The following is a 19,805-nucleotide window of genomic DNA, read 5'->3' on the forward strand; positions in this document are numbered from 1 at the left end:
CGCTCAACTCTGAATTGGTGCCACCGCGGCCGCGGGCAGCCTCGGTCCCAGCCTGCCGAGCCCGAGCGCCGCGAGGCAAGCGCAACCCCCGACCAGGACCCAGGGTAACCACGCCGCCACGGAAAACAACGACACGATCGCCGGAGCGAGCACCTGAGCCACAGTGAACGCGTATTGGAACGCGGCGAGGTAACGGCCCTTCGCCTCGGGCGGCGCGGCGGCCTCGGCGAGCGCGCCGGAGCGCGGCCCGAACACCAGGTCACCGGCGGCGAACACGAGCGTCGCGGCGAGCAGATACGGCACTTGCCAGCTTCTCGGCACCAGCAGCACGCCGACGCTCGTCAGGCACCAAGCGGCGAACAGCGCGGACCCGGCCCGCATCGCGCTGATCCGGCTGAGGCCTCTCGTGAGCCGCAACGCGACGGTGCCGCCCGCACTGGTGAGCACGGTCAGCAGGAACAAGATCGCGCCGGGCAGCCACGTCGGTGCGTGCAGCCGGTCGAGCACGAACACCGGGGTGCCGATGAGGAAGAAATCGAGCGACAGCCCGAACAGGCCGCTCAGGAGGATCAACGTCAGGTACGGCCGGTTGCGCAGCACGCCGCTTCGGACGCGGACCACGGGGGCGAACCGGCGGCCAGGCGGGATGAACATCGCGACGATGCCCGCCGCGGCTAGGAAAGTGAGGACGTCCACGACGAGCGCGACGCCGTAGCCGCGGTCGCCGAACCAGGTGAGCAGCACCGACGACATCAGCCCGCCGAGCCCGAAGCCGCCCGCGCGCACCATTCCGACTTCGGCGAACGGCCGGTCCTTCGGCACGTCTCCGGCGACTTCGGAGATGAGCGCGAACAGGCAGCTGTAGAACAATTGTTGCCCGGCACCAAGCATGATGGCGGCCACCACAACGCCGCCGACGCCGTGCGCGAACAGATACGCGCTGATTCCGGCAGCCTGCAACAGTTGCGCCGCAAGAACTCCGGTTCTCGGCCCGGCGCGATCCACCAGCCGACCGGCCAGCGGCGGCATGAGAAGCCCTGCTGTAGTGCCCAAAGTGACCGCCGTGCCCGCTTCGACGAGCGGGATTCCGATCACCCGCGTCACGTAAAGCAGTGCGAGCGGAAGAAAAAGTCCGGAACCGAAGTTGTCGATCCCCATAGCCAGCAACATCGCGACCCTGCTTCGCGTCACATATTCGACGCTACCTCTGGGGAAGGGGGACGAGGCAGGGCCGGGAGGGCGCATCGCTCGTCGGCAAATGCCACTCCCAGTAGAAAGCTCGTGAGTGCCTGTCCCGGCTAGAACCGCGACAAACACTCACGAGCCCCTTTAGTCGACGCTGAGTGTTCCTTGGTGCCTAACGAACTCTCGCTCGACGGCTTCGCTCAGCTCAACATCGTGCTGTGCCGCCGCGCCGTCTCCGACCGTCATCGGTTCGGCGTGCGGCGTATATCCGTAAGCCGACACAGTGAGCGTGTAGGCGCCCGGTTCGATTCCCGTGAATCCGTACGCGCCATCGCCGCCTCCAATGTGCGTCGCGGTGACGGTGCCCAGACGATCGGTGAGTGTGAGCACTGCACCAGCGACAGCCGCGTGCCGACCAGCGACGCGTACGCGACCGGAGATGGCGCCCTGGCTGTCCAACAGCAAGTCGTGCCAACGCGCGTTGCCGTTAAGCCGCACGGTCGACACCGCAGGCCGCGTCGAGCCAGCAGTCGCGAGAAGGACGTGCTCTCCCACTGTGTTCGCCGACAGCTCGTACGCGCCGGTACGTCCTGTACGCCCGACGTCGACCTGACGCCCCGTCATGTCGGTGAGCGTAAGCACGACACCGGACACTGGACGACCGCCCGCGTCGAGAACCCGTCCGCGCAGCACGGTGGTCATCTCGACCGGAGCTTCGACCACTGAGACAGCCTCGACCGAGACAGCGGCCGCGGTCGGTGCCGGTGCGTCCGCGTCCAGCGTCCGCCGCAGCGGAACTTCCTTGATGAAGAGCACGGCGAGGAAAGTGACCACGGCGATGCAGCCCGCGACGAAGAACACCGTGCCGGTCGCGTCGCCGAACGCCCCGCGCACCACCGGCTGCAGCGCCGGAGGAAGCGACGAGATGGCGAACGTGCCGCCGCCGCCGGAAACCGCGCCGCCAGGGTGAATGCCCATCTGCGAAAGGGAGTTCGCGATGTTCGTGGCCACCCGGGCGGCCAGCACCGCACCGAGCGCGGACACGCCCGCCGCGCCGCCGAGCGACCGGAAGAACGTGACGACCGAGGACGACGAGCCGATGTCCTTCATCGCCACCGTGTTTTGGACTACCAAAACGAGGTTCTGCATCAGGAAGCCCAACCCGACGCCGACCAGCGCGAGGTAGCCGCCCATCAGCGTCAGGTTCGTCGCGTGGTCCACCGTCGAGAGCAGGAACAACCCGGCCAGCAGCGAAACCCCGCCCGCGACCATGAACGGCTTGGTGCGCCCGGTGCGGGAGATGACCTGTCCGGCCCCAGTTGACGCGACCGCGAGACCCAGCACCATCGGCAGCGTCATCAGACCGGCGTGCGTCGGCGAGAAACCGCGCGCGATTTGGTAGTACTGGCCAAGGAACACCGACCCGCCGAACATCGCGGTGCCGACCGCCAGCGAGGCGAGCACGGCCATCGTGAAGGTGCGGTTGCGGAAGAGCCGCAGCGGAACCACCGGCTCCGCGACCCGGGATTCGACGAGAACCGCCAGCCCCAGCGCGACAATCGCCCCGCCGACATACGCGGCGCTCGACCACGAGACCCACCCGAAGCTGCCGCCCGCCAGCGAAACCCAGATCAGCAGCAGCGCGACACCGCCGACCAGCAGGGTCGCGCCCAGCCAGTCGATCCGCACCTTGCGCTTGAGCACCGGCAGCTTCAGCGTGCGGCCGAGCACCACGAACGCGATCACCGCGATCGGCACACAGACCCAGAAGCACCAGCGCCAGCCGAGCGGCGAGTCCACGATCAGCCCGCCGATCAGCGGCCCGGAAACAGTCGCGACGGCGAACACCGCGCCGGTGTAGCCGGAGTACTTGCCGCGGTCGCGCGGCGCGATCATCGCCGCGATCACGACCTGGATCAGCGCCTGCAGCCCGCCGAGCCCGATGCCCTGCAGCGCGCGGTAGGCGATCAGCTCGGGCATCGACTGCGCGATCCCGCCCAGCGCCGAACCGACGGTGAAGACGACGATCGCGATTTGGTACAGCAGTTTTTTGCTGAACAGGTCCGACAGCTTGCCCCAGATCGGGGTGGTCGCGGTCGACGTCAGCAGCGTCGCGGTGACGACCCAGGTGTACTCGCTCTGCGAACCGTGCAGGTCGGCGAGGATCGTCGGCAGCGCGTTGGACACGATGGTCGACGACAGCAACGCCACCAGCAGGGCCAGCAGCAGGCCGGTGAAGGCCTTGAGGATTTCCCGGTGCGTCATCGGCTGCCCGGAAGCGGTGGTTTCCACTATTCGCTACTTCACTTTCCCGCGTGCGGGGCCTGGCCGGCGCAGTACCCGGACGGGCCGAGCGTCGCGCGCAGACCTTCGTTCAATTCGGCGAGCTGGGAGGTGAGGCCCTCGATCCGGACCTCGTCCCAGCCGCCCAGAGCCGTCTCGAAGAACTCGAGATACTTCTTGCGCCACAGTTCGAGCTGGGCAAGACCGGCTTCGGACACGCTGATCAGCGACGCGCGCCCGTCCTCGGGGGCGGGGCGGCGCTGGATCAGCCCGGCGGCCTGCAACTGGGCGATCTGCCTGCTGATCACCGACAGGTCGACGAGCCTGCGCTTGGCGACCTCAGACGGGCGGGCCTCGCCGTGCTTGGCGAGGTCGGACAGCAGCATCGCCGAGGCCGGGTGGAGCCCGGGCTCGTTCTGCCACGCCTGCATGATCCACAGGTGCTGGAGCTGGGCGGACGCCTTCAGCTCTCGCAGCAGTTCGAGCCGCACGTCGTCAGCTGGGCTCATCGTTCCTCCAGGGCCGGTGCCCACTTGCTTGTATTCTACAAGTTTAGTCGCTGAAGGTTGCGTAGGACAACTATCTAATCGGTGAGCTGCCCCACGTCCCGACCGGCCGGTAACCCGACCGGAGCAACGATGCGGGCATTCCGCCTCAGTGCGGCTACTCTGCGGACCAGACGCCCCGCGGAGCCGACGCGGCGAGCACGTCCAAGGACAACGAGGAGCAGGAGTGGCGAATTCCCCCGCGCGACCGCGCGAGCCGAATCCGACAACCGCGACTGCCCTGCTCTCGTGACCATCCCCTCCCAGCCCCCCGGCCTCCGGTCCCGACCCATGAACGACGACAGCCCGATGACAGCCGATTCGATCAGCCCGCTCCCGCGGACCTCGGCCGCACCCCGGCAGGCGCCGGCGGCCGTCGTCGCGATGGTGCAGCTCATCCGCGACACCTGGGCCAAGTCGGAGCCGTACGCCCCGGAGATCTCCCAGTTCTTCTACGGGATGCTCTTCACGCTCGCGCCCGCCACGCGCGATTTCTTCCCGATCAACATGGAAGTGCAGGGCGGGCGGATCATCCGCGCGCTGGCCCGCGTCGTGCAGATGGTGGACCGGCCGGACGACCTGCTCCCGTTCCTGCGCCAGCTCGGCCGCGACCACCGCAAGTTCGGCGTCGCTCCCAAGCATTACGAGGCCGTCGGCACCGCACTGCTGGCCGCGTTGAAGAACCACCTCGGCCCGGAGTGGACGCCGGAGGTCGAGCGCGCGTGGGCGGAGGCGTTCACCATCGTCGCGCGCGCGATGCAGGAGGCCGCGGCGGCGGACGAGAACCCGGCGTCGTGGTCGGCCACCGTGGTCGAGCACCGGCGGCTCACCTGGGATCTCGCTCTGGTGCGGGTGATCCCGGACCAGCCGGTGCCGTATTCGCCGGGCCAGTACATGAGCGTCGAGGTGCCGCAGCGGCCGCGATTGTGGCGGTATCTGTCCCCGGCGAACGCGCCGCGCGAGGACGGCGGCATCGAATTCCACGTGCGCGCGGTCGACGGCGGCTGGGTGTCCCGGGCGATCGTGAGCCACACGCAGGCGGGCGACGTCTGGCGGCTCGGCCCGCCGCTGGGCCGGATGAACGTCAACCGCGAGCAGTCGCGCGGGGTGCTGATGGTCGCCGGTGGCACCGGGGTCGCGCCGCTGCGGTCGATCCTCGACCACCTCGCGCTGTGGGGCGAGAACCCGAAAACGCGGCTGTTCTACGGCGGGCCGACCCGGGAAGACCTCTACGACCTGGAAGAACTGCGCGCGCTCGCCGCGACCAACCCGTGGCTCACCATCACCCCGGTCGTCGAACGCGGCGACCACCTGCCCGGCTGCGAACACGGCACCCTCGCCGAGGCGGTCACGCGATACGGCGCGTGGCCGGACCACGACATCCTGGTGTCCGGTTCGCCCGCGATGATCCGCGCGACGGTGTCCCGGATGCTGGTCGCGGGAAGCGCGCTGGACCAGATCCAGTACGACCCGTTCACCGCGGACTGAGCGGAATCGGGCCCGCGTGGCTATCGTCGGCGCCATGGACATCCAGATTCCGGTGGCGGACGGGGAAATCGGCGGTTATCTGGCAGTGCCGGACGGCGACGGGCCGTTCCCTGCGGTGGTGCTGATCCACGACGTGTTCGGGCTGAACCAGGACGCGCGCGAGATCACCGACCGGTACGCCGCCGCGGGTTATCTCGCGCTGAGCCCCGATCTGTATTCGCGCGGCGGCATGATCCGGTGCGTGAAGCGGACTTTCCAGGACATGTTCGCCCGCGAGGGCCGGGCGTTCGCGGACATCGAGGCCGCGCGAGTGCTCGTCGCCGGGCGGGACGACGCGACCGGCAAGGTCGGCGTCGTCGGTTTCTGCATGGGCGGCGGGTTCGCCCTCGTGGCCGCCTCGCGCGACTTCGACGCTTCCGCGCCGTACTACGGACAACTGCCGAAGGATCTGTCCGCTTTGGACGGTGCGTGCCCGATCGTCGGCAGCTTCGGCGGCAAGGACTTCTCCCTGCGCGGTGCCGCGGCCAAGCTCGAAGCCGCGCTCACCGAACGAGGAATCCCGCACGACGTCAAGGAATACCCGGATGCCGGGCACGGCTTCGCGAACCACTTCCGGCCCGCACCGCTGGCCGCGCTCGCGAAGGTCGCCGGGATGGGCTATCACGAACCGTCCGATTCGGACGCCTGGCGTCGCGTCATGGCGTTCTTCGAGGAGCACCTTCAGCCCAGCGAACTCAAGTAACCGAGTGCGCCGACCGCGACCGTGCCAAGGCACGCCAGGCCGAAGGTACGTCGGTCCGGGCGCGCGGCTTGTTTCAGCAGCCGGATCCCGGACGGCACGAACGCCACGCAGAGCCCGGCCGCGGCGGCGATCGACCACATCGTCGTTCCTTTGAGGACACCGAGCGGCAGGACGGTCATGGCGGCAAGGGCTACCGCGCGTACCGGGCCGAGCACTCCGGCGCGGTAGGCCGCGAAACCGAGCAGCGGCCAGCCGAACATGATCGTGAACGACAAGAAGCTGAACAGGTGGAGATCGCCGTAGGCTTCCGCGACGAACGCGGTCGCGTAGTCCGCTCCGCGATGCCGGGCAAGATCCGTTGCGGCTTGGTCGAATCCGGCATGGAAGACCCGCTCGACCAGACCGATCAGCACCAGCGCGCCCGACCACGCCGCCCAGCGCGGCTTCGGCACCGCGATCTGGTGGACCACTGTGGACACTGCGCAGAGAAGAACCACCTGACCGGCGAGGAAACAGGTGGCGGCGGCGGTCATTTGTGCCGGATGCAGCACGACCGCGGCGAGTTGGTGCGGAAAGAAGAACGGGTACGGCAGACGCAGCAGCACGCCGGCGAGCACGAGCACCGGACCGAGGACGAGTGCCGCTCCGCCGAGGCGCGGGCCGGGAAAGGTCGACATGCCGCTCACCGTGCCCGGCCGGATACCCCGCGCACATCGGTCCGGGGCGGACAGTTCCACGCCACGGAACTAAACCGGGGGATGACCCACCACAGCACGATGTGCGCGCCCGCCGCACTGGCTAACGTTGCCGTTATGACCCCTCTGCGAGTGAGCGACGTCGCGCTGGCGGCAGGTCTCCTCGTCACGGACGTCGGGCTTGCCGGGAACGTGCTGATCGACGAGGAACCCTGGCGGCTGCCCGTGTCCGCCGTGATCGCGACGCTCATCGCCGCCGCGGTGCTGCTGCGGCGGCGGGCTCCGGTGCCGATACTGATCGGCACCACGGTCGTTTCCGCGTCCGCCGCCGCTTTCGGGCTGCTGTGGGATCCGTTCGTCGGCGCGGCTCTGGTGCTGTACCTCGTGCGTCCGCCGCGTGCTTTGCCTGCCGCGGCCGGGGTTGCGGCGATGTCGGCGGCAACTGCGGTGGTTGGGGAGTGGTGGTACGCGTTCGGCGTCCCGCTGGCGTTGCTCACCTGGGGGCTTGCCGAAGCTCTCCGGTCCCGGCGCGCGCAGACGGCGCGGCAGGAACGGCAACGCGAACATCGGATCCTGGTCGACGAACGCGTCCGGATCGCGCGCGAACTGCACGACGTCGTCACGCACGGGATGGGCTTGATCGCGGTGAAAGCGGGCGTCGCCAACCATGTCGCGGACAGCCGCCCGGAGGAAGCGCGCGACGCGTTGCGGGTGATCGAAGCGACCAGCCGCGCGGCGCTCGGCGAGATGCGGCGGTTGCTGCACGTACTGCGCGACGACGGTGACGAAACTCCGGCCGACCCGCTGGCGGCGTTGCCAGAGCTCGCCGAACGCGCACGGCAGGCCGGCGTCGATGTCGAACTGTCCGTCCTCGGCACTGCGCGGGTGCCGGAACCGGTCGCGCTGGCCGCGTACCGGATCGTGCAGGAAGCGGTGACGAACGTGGTGAAACACGCGGCACCAGCCCGGTGTCGGGTGGTGGTCGCGGTGGCTGCTGAGGGGATCCGGATCCAGGTGACCGACGACGGCGCGGCACCGATCGGGGAGCTGCGCCTCGGCCACGGGCTGACCGGCATGCGCGAACGCGTCGCCCTCTACAGCGGCGAGCTGGTCGCCGGTCCCGGCCCGGACGGCGGGTTCCGCGTCGCCGCCACTCTCCGGTGTGCTGATGCCTGACCAGATCCGCGTCGTCGTCGCGGACGACCAAGCCTTGCTGCGCGGGAGTTTCCGGCTGCTGCTCGACAACGAACCGGACTTCACCGTGATCGGCGAAGCCGCGACCGGTGCCGAGGCAGTCGAGCTGGCCGTGGCCGAAAAGCCGGACGTGGTGCTGATGGACGTCCGGATGCCGATGATGGACGGCATCGAGGCCACCCGGCTGATCGGCGAACAAGCCCCGGACGTGCGGGTGCTGGTGCTGACCATGTTCGACCTCGACGAACACGTGTTCGCCGCCCTTCGCGCCGGAGCGACCGGATTCCTGCTCAAGGACACCCGCCCGGCCGACCTGTGCGCGGCGGTGCGCGTGGTGGCTTCCGGCGACGCGTTGCTCGGCCCGTCCATCATCCGGCGGCTGGTCGCGCAGTTCGCGCGGATCCCGGACGCCCCGCCGCGCGCGGACGTCGCCGCCTTGGCCCCGCGAGAGCGCGAGGTGCTCACGCTGGTCGCGAGTGGACTGTCCAATGTGGAGATTACCGAGCGGATGCGGCTGTCGATGGCGACGGTGAAGACCTACGTCGGACGGCTGCTCGCGAAACTCGACGCCCGGGACCGCGCGCAGCTGGTGATCGTCGCGTACGAATCCGGTTTGGTGCGCGCCCGGAACTGAGCTACCGCCAGACCGCCTCGGCGCGGTCGCTGGCCTCCTGGGTGAAGTAGTCGCCGGTTTCCAGGTCTTCCAGCAGCGACGCGTGGTTCGGCGTCCAGCCCAGCAGCTCGTGGGTGTGCGTGCTGGAGGCGGGCACGTCGAGCGAGAAGAACTTTGCCAGGAAAGGATTTCCGAGGTGCTCCGCGGCTTCTTCCAGAGTCAGGGACGCCGTGGGGATGTCCAGCAGCTGAGCGATCTTCTCCGCGACGCTCTTGATCGCGACTGTTTCCCCGACCCCGTGCAGCACGCTCCCAGCAGGCGCTTTCTCCAGCGCCAGCCGGAAAAGCACCGCCGCGTCATCGCGATGGACCGCGGGCCAGCGGTTCGTGCCGTCGCCGAGGTACGCCGAAACCCCGGCCCGGCGCGCGCCCGCGATGAGCGCTGGGATGAAGCCGTGGTCGCGCGGTCCGTGCACGGTCGGCGCGAGCCGCACGACGCTGGCGCGGACGCCCTGGTCGGCGAAACCGAGGCAGGTCTGCTCGCCGGGAATCCGGAAGCAGGCCACGGAATCGGGATCGGCCGGGTCGAGTTCGGTGCTGACCTGGTCGGCCTTCATCACCAAAGTGCCGGACGTGCTGACGAACGGTTTGCCGGTGCCGACCAGCGCTTGGCCCAGCGCGTCGATCGCCTCGCAGTCGCGGCGGACGAGGTCGTCCGGATCGGCGTAGCTGCCGCCTTGGGCCATGTGCAGGACGCCGTCGGCGGCTTCGGCGCCGCGGCGCAGGCTGTCGAGATCGTCGAGCTCACCGGGATGCGGCGTCGCGCCGAGCGACTCCAGCCGCACGGCGGCAGTGTCCGAGCGGGCCAAGCCGGTGACCTTGTGCCCGGCCCTGACCAGCTCGGCGACGACGGCGGGGCCGGTCTGGCCGGATCCGCCGGTGACGAAGAAGTGCATGAAAGGCTCCTTAGTGTCAGTCACTGACTCTACGCGTAGCGACAGTGACTGACGCAATGTGGTGTCAGTCACTGGCGCAACGGCCGGGTAGGCTCAGGACGTGCCACGGAGCGGAGCAGAAGCGCGCAGCCGCCTCAAGCAGGCGGCGCTGGAGCTGTACCGGGAAAACGGGTTCGACAAGACGACCACCGCCGAGATCGCCGCTCGGGCAGGCGTCACCGAGCGCACGTTCTTCCGGCACTTCCCGGACAAGCGCGAGGTGCTCTTCGACGGCGAAACCGACCTGCGCGAGGACCTCGCCCAGTCGGTCGCCGAAGCCCCGGAAGGCCTGGCGCCGCTGGAAATCCTGCTGCGCGCCTTCAAGAACACCGGCCGGATCATGGAGCGCAATCTCCCGTTCGCCGAACCCCGGCGCGACCTGATCGCGGCGACGCCGACGCTGCGGGAACGCAATCTCGCCAAGGCCGCGACGCTCGCCGAAGCGCTCGCGGAAGCATTGCGGGAACGGGGTGTCGAGGATCGGCTGGCGCGGTTGGCCGCGCAGGCCGGGTGGGCGACGTTCCATCACGCGACGCAAGCCTGGATCAGCGATCCCACGCGGAGTCTCGACGGCTATCTGGACGAGGCGTTCGCGGATTTGCGGACACTCGGGGCGGGAGTCCAGTTAGGACAGTGAGGTCCTCCCGTCGCAGTGGGGAGGGGGCGTAGGTCGCGGACCTGGCCGTGCGGACGCTGCCGTGCGAAGGGGTTCGGGGGGGGCGGGGGATCTTCCGGCGCGGACAGCCTTCCGGAACGGGGACCTTCCGAGGCAGACAGCCTTCCGGGCAGGGGCGGCCAGGGCAGCAAAACCCCCTCCAGCTGCGGCGGGAGGGGGTTGGGGCTCGTGAGTGGCGATCACGGTTCTCACCGTCATCGCCACTCACGGCACAGTCAGCGGCGCTTGGGTTTCCAGACCACCAGCGCGGTGTTCTGCTGCAGCGGCACCAAATCCTTGCGATAGGACGCGTGCACCGCCGCGGCGGCTCGTTCGGCGGCCACGTAGGCGGCGGCGAGTTCTTCGGTCAGCTCGTGCACCCGGGACCGCAACGCGTCGACCTGGTTCTCCAGTTCGATGATGCGCTTGATGCCGGACAGGTTGACCCCGTCCTCCTGCGAGAGGCGCTGGACCTCGCGCAGCAGGGCGATGTCGCGCATCGAATAACGCCGTCCGCCGCCGGCGGTGCGGCCGGGCGAGACCAGGCCGTGCCGGTCGTAGGAGCGCAGCGTCTGCGCGTGCAGCCCGGAAAGCTGGGCCGCCACCGAAATCACGAATACCGGGGTGTCCTCGTCCGCGCCGTGCGGGAGTCCCGGATTGCCGCCGAACATCGACCTCACCTGCCTTCGAGCAACTCGGTGATCTCGGGCCGCGGGTCGTGGCCCTTCATCGCCTCGGCGTAGGTCTCGAGTGCGGACCGCGCCTTGTCGTCGAGTTTCGCCGGGACCGCCGCCTCCAGCGTGACCAGCAGGTCGCCCTGCGCGCCGTCCCGCTTCTGAATGCCCTTTCCGCGCACTCGCAACACTCGGCCGCTCGCGGTACCCGCGGGCACCTTCAGCGACACCTTGCCTTCGAGGGTCGGCACCGTGACGGTGGTGCCCAGCGCGAGTTCGGTGAAGTCCACCGGCACGGTGAGCGTGAGGTTGAGCTCGTTGCGCCCGAACAGCTTGTGCGGGGCCACGTGCACGCGCACGTACAGGTCGCCCGCCTGCGCGCCGCCGCGCCCGGGTTCGCCCTGGCCGGCCAGCCGGATCCGCTGGTCGTCCTTCACGCCCGGCGGGATGCGCACGGTGAGCGTGCGGGTGCGGGTGCTGATGCCCTCGCCCGCGCACTCCGGGCACGGGTCGTCGATGATCTTGCCCCGGCCGCGGCAGTCCTGGCACGGCTCGGAGAACGCGAACGCGCCCTGACTCCGGCTGACCAGCCCGGACCCGCTGCAGGTCGGGCAGACCCGCGGCGAGGTGCCCGGCTTCGCGCCGTTGCCGCCGCACGTGCTGCAGGTGGCAGGGCTCGACAGCCGCAACGGCAGCGTCGCGCCCTTCACCGACTCGAGGAAATCGATCCGCACGTCGGTCTCGACGTCCGCGCCGCGCTGCGGCCGGTTCGCCGTCGCTCCGGCGGCACCGCCGCGGCCGCGGCCGAAAATGCCGCCGAGGATGTCGCCGAGCCCGCCGAAGCCGCCCTGCTGACCCTGCGCGCCGGCCTGGTTGAACAGGTCGCTCATGTCGAACCCGCCGGCACCGCCGCCGCCAGGGAAGCCGCCGAATCCGCCCGCGCCGCCGGAGCCGAAGAGCGTGCGCGCCTCGTCGTACTCCTTGCGCTTGGCCGGATCGGACAGCACGCCGTACGCCTCGGACACGGCCTTGAACTTGTTCTCGGCCGCGGTGTTGCCCGCGTTGGCGTCCGGGTGGTTTTCCTTGGCCAGCTTGCGGTAGGCCTTCTTGATCTCGTCCGCGGTCGCGTCGGAGGAGACACCCAGCTCTTTATAGAAGTCCTTGCCGATCCACTCCCGAGCACTCATCGGGTGTCTCCTCCTTTCGCTGCAAACCGATTGTTACTGCTGGCCGGACTCATCGACCGAACCGTCGAGCGGCAGTTCGCCGCCGACCGACCCGTCCACCGGCGGTTCCGCCGGAGCCTCGCCGGGCTCGTGGTCGGTCACGCCGACCAGCGCCGCCCGCAGCACCCGCTCGCCGAAGCGGTAGCCGCGGCGCATGACGAGGGTGACCGTCGGGCCCTTCACGTCCGGGGACGTGCTGTGCTGCACGGCCTCGTGGACGCTCGGGTCGAACTCCTCGCCCTCGTCGCCGAACGACTCCAGGCCGGCCCGCTGCAGGCTGCTGACCAGCTTGTCGGCCACCGCCTTGAACGCACCGGTGAGGTCGCCGTGCTGCTCCGCGCGCTGGAGGTCGTCCAGCAGCGGCAGCAGATCGCCGACCACGGACGCCTTCGCGCCCTGCACCACGGCCTCGCGGTCGCGGTCGACTCGCTTGCGGTAGTTCGCGTACTCCGCCTGCAACCGCTGCAGGTCGGCAGTGCGCTCGGACAGTTGCTTCTCGACGTCTGAGACCGCCGGGACGACGTCGTCCACGGAATCGCCCAGCGAGGGGCCCGCGTGCTGCGCGGGCTCCTCACCGGCCGGAGCTTCCTCCGCGGCGGGCGGGCGGACCTCGCCGGTCTGCGGGTCCACCCGTCGCCGATCCCGCACGACTACCGGTTCCTCGGGGCCAGTTCCCTCGGTCTCGGAGTGGCGGGGGGTCACTTCTTCTCGTCCTCTTCCACGATCTCGGCGTCGACCACGTCGTCCGCCTTCGACTTCGGAGCGTCGCCAGCCGCACCCGCGGCACCGGCCGCGCCCTCAGCGCCCGGGGCGCCTTCGGCTCCGGCGTTCGCGTACAGCGCGCTGCCCAGTTCCTGCGAAGCGGTGTTCAGCTTCTCGATGGACTCGCGGATCTTGGCCGAGTCGGTGCCCTTGAGCGCCTCGTTCGCCTCGTCGATCGCGGACTTGACCTTGCCCTTGAGCTCCTCGGGCAGCTTCTCGTCGTTGTCCTTGAGGAACTTCTCGGTCTGGTAGACCAGCGTCTCGGCCTGGTTGCGCGTCTCGGCCTCTTCGCGCCGGGTCTTGTCCTCCTCGGCGTGCGCCTCGGCGTCCTTGACCATCCGCTCGATGTCGTCCTTCGGCAGCGCGGAGCCGCCGGTGATCGTCATCGACTGCTCCTTGTTCGTGCCGAGGTCCTTCGCCAGCACGTGCACGATGCCGTTCGCGTCGATGTCGAAGGTGACCTCGATCTGCGGCACGCCGCGCGGGGCGGGCGGAAGGCCGGTCAGCTCGAACATGCCGAGCTTCTTGTTGTGCGCCGCGATCTCGCGCTCGCCCTGGAACACCTGGATCTGCACCGACGGCTGGTTGTCGTCCGCCGTCGAGAAGATCTCGGACCGCTTGGTCGGAATCGTGGTGTTGCGCTCGATCAGCTTGGTGAAGACGCCGCCCTTGGTCTCGATGCCCAGCGACAGCGGGGTCACGTCGAGCAGCAGGACGTCCTTGACCTCGCCCTTGAGCACGCCGGCCTGCAGCGCGGCGCCCACGGCGACGACCTCGTCCGGGTTCACGCCCTTGTTCGGCTCGCGGCCGCCGGTCAGCTCCTTGACCAGCTCGGACACCGCCGGCATGCGGGTGGAACCGCCGACGAGGACCACGTGGTCGATGTCGCCGACCGCGATGCCCGCGTCCCGGATCACGTTGTTGAACGGCTGGCGGGTGCGCTCCAGCAGGTCCGAGGTGATCTTCTGGAACTCGGCGCGCGACAGCGTCTCGTCGAGGAACAGCGGGTTCTTGTCGCCGTCCACCGTGATGTAGGGCAGGTTGATGCTGGCGGAGTTGGAGCTGGACAGCTCGATCTTCGCCTTCTCGGCCGCCTCGCGGATGCGCTGCAGCGCCATCTTGTCCTTGGTCAGGTCAATGCCGTTGGCGGCCTTGAACTTGTCGACCAGCCAGGTGACGATGCGCTCGTCCCAGTCGTCGCCGCCGAGGTGGTTGTCGCCGGAGGTGGCGCGCACCTCCACGACGCCCTCGCCGATCTCCAGCAGCGAGACGTCGAACGTGCCGCCGCCGAGGTCGAAGACCAGGATGGTCTGTTCCTTCTCGCCCTTGTCCAGGCCGTAGGCCAGCGCGGCCGCAGTCGGCTCGTTCACGATGCGGAGCACGTTCAGGCCCGCGATCTGGCCGGCCTCCTTGGTGGCCTGCCGCTGCGCGTCCTCGAAGTAGGCCGGGACGGTGATCACCGCGTCGGTGATCTCCTCGCCCAGGTAGGCCTCGGCGTCGCGCTTGAGCTTCATCAGCACGCGGGCGCTGATCTCCTGCGGCGTGTAGCCCTTGCCGTCGATCTCGGTCTTCCAGTCGGTGCCGATGTGCCGCTTCACGGACCGGATCGTGCGGTCGACGTTCGTGACGGCCTGGTTCTTCGCCGGCTGGCCCGTCAGCACTTCGCCGTTCTTGGCGAAGGCGACGATGGAGGGGGTGGTACGGGAGCCTTCCGAGTTGGCGATGACCGTCGGCTCGCCGCCCTCAAGGACGGCTACGACCGAGTTGGTCGTGCCGAGGTCGATGCCGACCGCTCGCGCCATGGTGCTTCCTCTCGTGTTCTGTCCAGTACTGATGCTATGTTCGTGACCTGCGGTTTCGAGGCACTCTTGAGTACCTTCTTAGCAGGTTCCGCCGGTCTCGCGCTCGGCCCGGTCTATCAGACTTGAGCCGACCGCACTCAACCTTGCTCTCAGGATAACGGGCAACCACCCGAACTTGTTCCCGGGTTCACCCGCAGAATTCGCCCCGCGGTGGTGTGACGCCACTCACCAGGTACCTGGCCTCGGCACGCCGGACGCACTCGGAGTTGAGCAGCCCGGTGTGGCCGTCCCCGAGGTACGTGAGCAGCGCCGATCCGTCGATGCTCGCGGCGAGCCCGTGGGCCCACGGCAACGGCGTCGCCGGGTCGTGCGCACCGCCGACGACGAGGATCGGCGGGGCTCCGTGCACCGGATGCGGCTGCGGCGGGTTCAGCGCGGGAAGCGGCCATCCGGTGCAGCCCGCGGAGAGGTCCCAGTACTCGGTGTAGCGCCAGCTGTGCGGGGCGACCGCGCGGATCGTCCTCGCCGCCGCGCGCAGGTCCGCCGGGCCGGTGAACGGCGACGGGAAGTCCTGGCAGCCGATCGAGCGGTACGCGCCGTAGGTGTCGCTCGCGAACGACGAGTTCGTCGCGAGCGCGCTCGCGTCCGGGTCCGCCAGCGCGCGGCTCAGGGCAGGCCACTCGGCCGGAAGATAGAGGTGGCCGTACGCGCCGGAGGCCAGTTCCTCGCCGGTTGCCTTGCGGCCCAACGCTTTCGCGTAAGCGCCGTGGGCGACGAGGTCGTCGTAGCGGGCGAGCGCGTTCTTGCCGTGCAGCGCACAGTCCGTCGAGCGGTCGCACCACGAGGCGAACCGCAGCAAGGAGTCCTCGGTCGCGGCGGCTTCCTCGATCATCGCCTGCCACGTCGGCCGGGCGTGGTCGACCGCGCCGTCGAGCACCATCGTGCGCACCCGGTCCGGATGCTTCGACGCGTACACCGCGCCCAGTTCGGTGCCGTACGAGACGCCGAGCCAGGAGATCTTCTGCTCGCCAAGCGCGCTGCGGATCCCGTCGATGTCCTCGGCGGCGCTCTGCGTGTCGACGTGCCCGAGCATCGGGCCGGTCTTGGCGAGACAGTCCTCGCCCGCCGCGCGGTTGTGCGCGACGAAGGCGTCGTACTGCTGGTTCGTGGCCGGGAAGAGGCCGATCTTCGGGTCGTACAGCTTCGATTGGTCGCAGCTGATCTTCGGATCGCTGAACCACACGCCGCGCGGATCGAAGCCGATGATGTCGAAGCGGTCCCGCAACGGTTTCCGCGCCGATCCGATGACCTTGGTGTCGAGTCCGCCGAAGCGCACGAAGCCGACCCCGGATCCACCCGGTCCGCCCGGATTGACCAGCAGCGAACCGATCCGGTGCGGCCGGTCGGCCGCGGGCAGCCGGGTGAGCGGGATGTGCGCGACACCCGTCTCCGGATGGGCGCGGTCGATCGGCACCTCGATCTGGCTGCACTGCGCGCTCGGTTCCTGTTCGGTTCCGCACGGCGTCCAGGCCAACGCCGGAGTGGGCGCGCTGACCAGCGGAAGCATGGTCAGCACGGCAGCGGCGAGGTTCATGCCCGGCGCACCTGCGCGGCCCGGTCCTCGGCGGCGGTGCGGAGAACAACTGTCTCCGCGTTCCGGACCACCCCCTGTTGCACCGGAACTTCCACCACCGCGACCGGAGTCGTGGCCTGCGGCTCAGGCGAGTGGCCGATCGCCGCGGTGATCGCGAACGCCCCCACCGCGCCCGCCAGCACCGCGGCCAGCAGCCGCGTTTCGAATGTGCGCATGATGTGTCTGTTCTCCCCTTCAGACGGCCTTGACGGTGACGCTGCCGCTGTCCGTGTTCAGCTCGAGCGTCTTCGTGTCCGGGCCGGAGTTCTGCGGAATGTCGATGCTGCGGTGGCCGCTCTCGCTGTTGCCGGTGACCTGGTAGGACCCGTTACGCGGCACGGTCAACGCGATCCGGCCGGAGTCGGCCTGCGCCTTGACGGCGTTGGGCTGGGTGAGCGCGAGCTCGATCCGCCCGCTGCCCGCCGAGACGTCGACCGGCCCGCGCAGTCCGTCGCCCTCGATCCGGCCGGACTGGCTGTGCACCTGGACCTCGCCGACGTTGTGCAGTTCCGTCGAGCCGCTGTCCAGCTTGAGCTTGACCAGCCCGGGAACGTCCTGCACCTGGGCCCGCCCGGAATCGGCGGAGACGTCGACGCTGCCGACGCCCGAGAAGTCCAGCGTGCCGGAGTCGGAGGTGCCCGTGACCGGGATGCCCGCCGGGACGATCAGCTCCAGGTCGGCGGTGCAGTTGCGGCCGCAGTCGAGGATGACGAGCTGGTCGCCGTCGACGCGATAGGCGTCGCCGGGCTGGCCGCTGAAGTGGTAGCGAAGGGTCTGATGCACCCGTGCCGCTCCAGGCGCGGTGCGGATGCTCACGTCGCCGGAGCCGTTCTCCAGCTTCACCGAGCGGATCTCCTGCGTCAGCGTCGCGTCCCGCGAGACCGTGGACCCGAACCCCCACCCGCCGAATCCGATCGCCACCCCAACGCCGATCACCGCGATGCCGGCCAGTGCCAGAAGCGGGCGTGCCATGTCTGTTCCCCTCAGTACCACTCTCGGCTGTCTCGAGAGACGTTAGAAGGTGCGGACCCCCGGGGACATCCGGTAAACCCCCCGAAACATCCCTGAGGCGGCGTCGCTCAACCCAGGGTCCTAACCTGGCGAACGGAGAGCCCCGTGGATCAGGAGGAACCCATGCCCCAGCCGCCCAATCCGTACGACTACCTGCCGTCGGTTCCCTCGTTCACCCTGCGCAGCACGGACATCGCCGACGGCGAGACGCTGGCCCAGCCGCACCTGTCGGGCATCTTCGGCGCCGGTGGCGAGGACCGGTCGCCGCAGCTGGCGTGGGAAGGCTTCCCGGAAGGCACCCGCAGCTTCGCGGTGACGGTTTATGACCCGGACGCCCCGACGGCCAGCGGTTTCTGGCACTGGGCGGTGTTCAACATCCCGGCCTCGGTGACTTCGCTCGAGGGCGGCGCCGGGGATGCCGCGGGGTCGGGGCTGCCTTCGGGCGCGGTCACGCTTAAGGGTGACGGCGGGGTGAAGCAGTACCTGGGAGCCGCGCCGCCTCCCGGGCACGGGCCGCACCGGTATTTCTTCGTGGTGCACGCGCTGGACGTGGAGGCGCTGGAGATTCCGGAGGACGCTACGCCCGCGTTCCTGGGGTTCAACCTGTTCGGGCACACGTTGGGGCGGGCGACGCTGGTGCCGGTTTACGAGAACAAGGGCTGAAGGTTTCGATGGGGGAGAACGAGGTCGCGGTTGCGGAGGGGGTTCGCCTTCCGCAACCGCGGCCGGATGTGGTCGGCGCGGTCGTCCTGAACGCCGAAGGACGCGCGTTCGTCCAGCTCCGCGACGCGGACCGGCGGCTGTTCCCGAACACGTGGGACGTCGTGAGCGGGCACGTCGAGGACGACGAGACGCCGGTGGCGGCGCTGGCGCGCGAGGTCGCCGAGGAAACCGGATGGCGGCTGCGCCGGATCGTGCGAAACCTCGGCAGCTACCGCTGGCCGGAGCAGGACGGCGTCGAGCAGACCAGCGTCTACTTCGTGGTCGAGGTCGACGGAGACCTGTCCCGCCCGGTCCTGGAATGGGACAAGCATTCGCGTTACGCCTGGGTCGGCACCGAGGATCTGGACATGCTGCTGGAGAACTGCACACCGGACGACACCTTGATCAGGGACGTCGTCGCCCGGGCGCTGGATGTTCACCGGCAGCCCGGCGGCTCCGCCGAACAGAACAGCACCTCCGGATAACGCGGCGAAGGCCGATCCAGCACTGGGTCCGGCCGGTGCCGCAGATGCTGGTCGAAGAACGCCCGTACATACGCGCGGGTGATGTCCATCGTCCGCGCGCCCGGCTGCTCCGCGCCGAAATCGAGGCCGAGCTGGTCGCCGAGCAGGACGAGGTCGGTGAACGACTGGTGCACCACTCCGGTCACCAGCAGCCAGCGCTTCCACCCGGTCAGGTGCTCCCAGTCGTTCTCCCAGCTGATCGTCTCGGGACGACCGCTGCCCGGCGTGTAAGTCTCCGTCTTGCCGAGGAACAGGAACGGCCTCGACAACCCCGTGCCGTCCGGGATCGGGTCGTCGGTCGTGCCGTCGATGTCGATTCCGGCCCGGATGCGCGGGTCCGCCAGCATCGCCGGGATGGCGCTCGCGCCGCCGACGGAGTGTCCGGCCATCGCGATCCGGGACGGATCGATCAGGTCGGCGCCGCGCCATTTCGGACTCGGGCCGGTCAGGCGGTTCAGCACGAACGAAACGTCCGCGGCCCGGCTCCGCTCCAGTTTCTGCCAGAACTCCGGGCTCCGGGGATAGTCGCAGGCGGCGCAGGTGGTCAGGCGACCGTCCGGAAAGGACTGTCCGACGTTCTCGTAGGTGTGGTCGATCGCGGCGACGACGTAGCCGTGGCTCGCCAGGTCCTCCGCCAGCCCGGTCAGCGTGCCGCGCTGTTTCTTGAATCCGGGCGAGAGCACGATGAGCGGCAGGCTCCCGCGCCGTCCCGCGGCCGGAGCGTCGATCGACGCGTGGGTTCGGGTCCGGCTCAGGATGTCCGGCGCCGCGGTGGTGATCCCGCCGTCTTCGAGCAGGAGCCGGGATTCGTCAGGAGTGAGGTACGCGGCGTGCCGTCCGGTCGCCGTTTTCGCCGGGTACCACAGAGAAACCATCAGTTCCCGCGCGTTCACCCCGCTCGCCCACGGGTCGGGGCGGGAAGTGTCCTTGAGGTACAGCGAAGTGGTGCCGACGGGGGACTGGCCGGTCGGCGCGGGCAGTGCCGCCGGCGCCGGATCCGCAGCGGCAGTCACGAGCGGCACCAGGGCAGCGACCGCCAATCCGTAGAGCGCTCTTTTCATGAGGTTTCCTTTTCGG

The 19,805-nt window shown here is 69.4% G+C and carries 20 protein-coding genes; 7 read left to right on the forward strand and 13 right to left on the reverse strand.

Annotated features, from left to right (window positions below; genetic code table 11):
- Positions 1-3: 3 nt before the first annotated feature.
- From ACFORO_RS33880 to ACFORO_RS33890, 3 genes are all read right to left on the reverse strand, one after another.
- Positions 4-1,191 carry an MFS transporter gene (locus ACFORO_RS33880; RefSeq protein ID WP_354740727.1) on the reverse strand — a complete coding sequence of 396 codons (1,188 nt, stop codon included), beginning with the start codon at positions 1,189-1,191 and terminating at the stop codon, positions 4-6.
- A 138-nt stretch (positions 1,192-1,329) separates the two neighbouring features.
- On the reverse strand, positions 1,330-3,450 hold the full coding sequence (locus tag ACFORO_RS33885; protein WP_377871312.1) for an MFS transporter: 2,121 nt from the start codon (positions 3,448-3,450) through the stop codon (positions 1,330-1,332).
- 38 nt (positions 3,451-3,488) lie between these two features.
- Positions 3,489-3,977: a MarR family winged helix-turn-helix transcriptional regulator gene (locus ACFORO_RS33890; protein ID WP_377871209.1), complete on the reverse strand. Its 489-nt coding sequence runs from the start codon at positions 3,975-3,977 to the stop codon at positions 3,489-3,491.
- Between the two features lie 345 nt (positions 3,978-4,322).
- Here ACFORO_RS33890 and ACFORO_RS33895 point away from each other — a divergent pair, with 345 nt between their 5' ends.
- Both ACFORO_RS33895 and ACFORO_RS33900 read left to right on the forward strand, forming a co-directional pair.
- Positions 4,323-5,501: a globin domain-containing protein gene (locus ACFORO_RS33895; protein WP_344287647.1), complete on the forward strand. Its 1,179-nt coding sequence runs from the start codon at positions 4,323-4,325 to the stop codon at positions 5,499-5,501.
- A 34-nt stretch (positions 5,502-5,535) separates the two neighbouring features.
- Positions 5,536-6,243, forward strand: coding sequence for a dienelactone hydrolase family protein (locus ACFORO_RS33900; protein ID WP_377871210.1), 708 nt, complete (start codon positions 5,536-5,538; stop codon positions 6,241-6,243).
- Here the strand turns inward: ACFORO_RS33900 and ACFORO_RS33905 are convergent.
- Positions 6,222-6,920: a hypothetical protein gene (locus tag ACFORO_RS33905; RefSeq protein WP_377871211.1), complete on the reverse strand. Its 699-nt coding sequence runs from the start codon at positions 6,918-6,920 to the stop codon at positions 6,222-6,224. The genes ACFORO_RS33900 and ACFORO_RS33905 overlap by 22 nt on opposite strands.
- A gap of 135 nt (positions 6,921-7,055) precedes the next feature.
- Here ACFORO_RS33905 and ACFORO_RS33910 point away from each other — a divergent pair, with 135 nt between their 5' ends.
- Together ACFORO_RS33910 and ACFORO_RS33915 are read left to right on the forward strand one after the other, a co-directional pair.
- Positions 7,056-8,114, forward strand: coding sequence for a sensor histidine kinase (locus tag ACFORO_RS33910; protein WP_377871212.1), 1,059 nt, complete (start codon positions 7,056-7,058; stop codon positions 8,112-8,114).
- A complete protein-coding gene (locus ACFORO_RS33915; RefSeq protein WP_377871213.1) occupies positions 8,107-8,766 on the forward strand; it encodes a response regulator in 660 nt (219 codons plus the stop codon). Before ACFORO_RS33910 ends, ACFORO_RS33915 begins: the two co-directional genes overlap by 8 nt.
- A 1-nt stretch (position 8,767) precedes the next feature.
- Here ACFORO_RS33915 and ACFORO_RS33920 read toward each other — a convergent pair whose 3' ends face one another.
- Entirely contained in the window at positions 8,768-9,700 is a 933-nt protein-coding gene (locus tag ACFORO_RS33920) for an SDR family oxidoreductase (RefSeq protein WP_377871215.1), read from the reverse strand.
- Between the two features lie 100 nt (positions 9,701-9,800).
- Between ACFORO_RS33920 and ACFORO_RS33925 the strand changes: the two genes are divergently transcribed.
- Entirely contained in the window at positions 9,801-10,376 is a 576-nt protein-coding gene (locus tag ACFORO_RS33925) for a TetR family transcriptional regulator (RefSeq protein WP_377871216.1), read from the forward strand.
- Between the two features lie 254 nt (positions 10,377-10,630).
- On the opposite strand, the gene ACFORO_RS33930 is transcribed toward ACFORO_RS33925, so the two are convergent.
- The 7 genes from ACFORO_RS33930 to ACFORO_RS33960 form a co-directional block, all read right to left on the reverse strand.
- On the reverse strand, positions 10,631-11,065 hold the full coding sequence (locus ACFORO_RS33930) for a heat shock protein transcriptional repressor HspR (protein WP_354740713.1): 435 nt from the start codon (positions 11,063-11,065) through the stop codon (positions 10,631-10,633).
- 5 nt (positions 11,066-11,070) lie between these two features.
- On the reverse strand, positions 11,071-12,255 hold the full coding sequence (gene dnaJ, locus ACFORO_RS33935; RefSeq protein ID WP_354740711.1) for a molecular chaperone DnaJ: 1,185 nt from the start codon (positions 12,253-12,255) through the stop codon (positions 11,071-11,073).
- A gap of 33 nt (positions 12,256-12,288) precedes the next feature.
- Positions 12,289-12,996, reverse strand: coding sequence for a nucleotide exchange factor GrpE (gene grpE, locus ACFORO_RS33940; RefSeq protein WP_377871218.1), 708 nt, complete (start codon positions 12,994-12,996; stop codon positions 12,289-12,291).
- Positions 12,993-14,858, reverse strand: a complete 1,866-nt coding sequence (dnaK, locus tag ACFORO_RS33945; protein WP_354740707.1) for a molecular chaperone DnaK — start codon at positions 14,856-14,858, stop codon at positions 12,993-12,995. Before dnaK ends, grpE begins: the two co-directional genes overlap by 4 nt.
- Before the next feature lie 187 nt (positions 14,859-15,045).
- A complete protein-coding gene (locus ACFORO_RS33950; protein ID WP_377871219.1) occupies positions 15,046-16,452 on the reverse strand; it encodes an alpha/beta hydrolase in 1,407 nt (468 codons plus the stop codon).
- Positions 16,449-16,667, reverse strand: a complete 219-nt coding sequence (locus tag ACFORO_RS33955) for a hypothetical protein (RefSeq protein ID WP_377871220.1) — start codon at positions 16,665-16,667, stop codon at positions 16,449-16,451. Before ACFORO_RS33955 ends, ACFORO_RS33950 begins: the two co-directional genes overlap by 4 nt.
- A gap of 19 nt (positions 16,668-16,686) precedes the next feature.
- A complete protein-coding gene (locus ACFORO_RS33960) occupies positions 16,687-17,463 on the reverse strand; it encodes a DUF4097 family beta strand repeat-containing protein (RefSeq protein WP_377871221.1) in 777 nt (258 codons plus the stop codon).
- A gap of 162 nt (positions 17,464-17,625) precedes the next feature.
- Between ACFORO_RS33960 and ACFORO_RS33965 the strand changes: the two genes are divergently transcribed.
- The gene (locus ACFORO_RS33965; protein WP_377871222.1) at positions 17,626-18,165 is read left to right on the forward strand and encodes a YbhB/YbcL family Raf kinase inhibitor-like protein; all 540 of its coding nucleotides are present in this window, start codon (positions 17,626-17,628) and stop codon (positions 18,163-18,165) included.
- A gap of 8 nt (positions 18,166-18,173) precedes the next feature.
- Entirely contained in the window at positions 18,174-18,689 is a 516-nt protein-coding gene (locus ACFORO_RS33970) for an NUDIX hydrolase (protein WP_377871223.1), read from the forward strand.
- Here ACFORO_RS33970 and ACFORO_RS33975 read toward each other — a convergent pair.
- A complete protein-coding gene (locus ACFORO_RS33975; RefSeq protein WP_377871224.1) occupies positions 18,641-19,789 on the reverse strand; it encodes an alpha/beta hydrolase family protein in 1,149 nt (382 codons plus the stop codon). The two genes, ACFORO_RS33970 and ACFORO_RS33975, sit on opposite strands and share 49 nt — an antisense overlap.
- Positions 19,790-19,805: the final 16 nt, after the last annotated feature.

Source organism: Amycolatopsis halotolerans (genome assembly GCF_042647905.1).
GTDB lineage: Bacteria > Actinomycetota > Actinomycetes > Mycobacteriales > Pseudonocardiaceae > Amycolatopsis > Amycolatopsis halotolerans.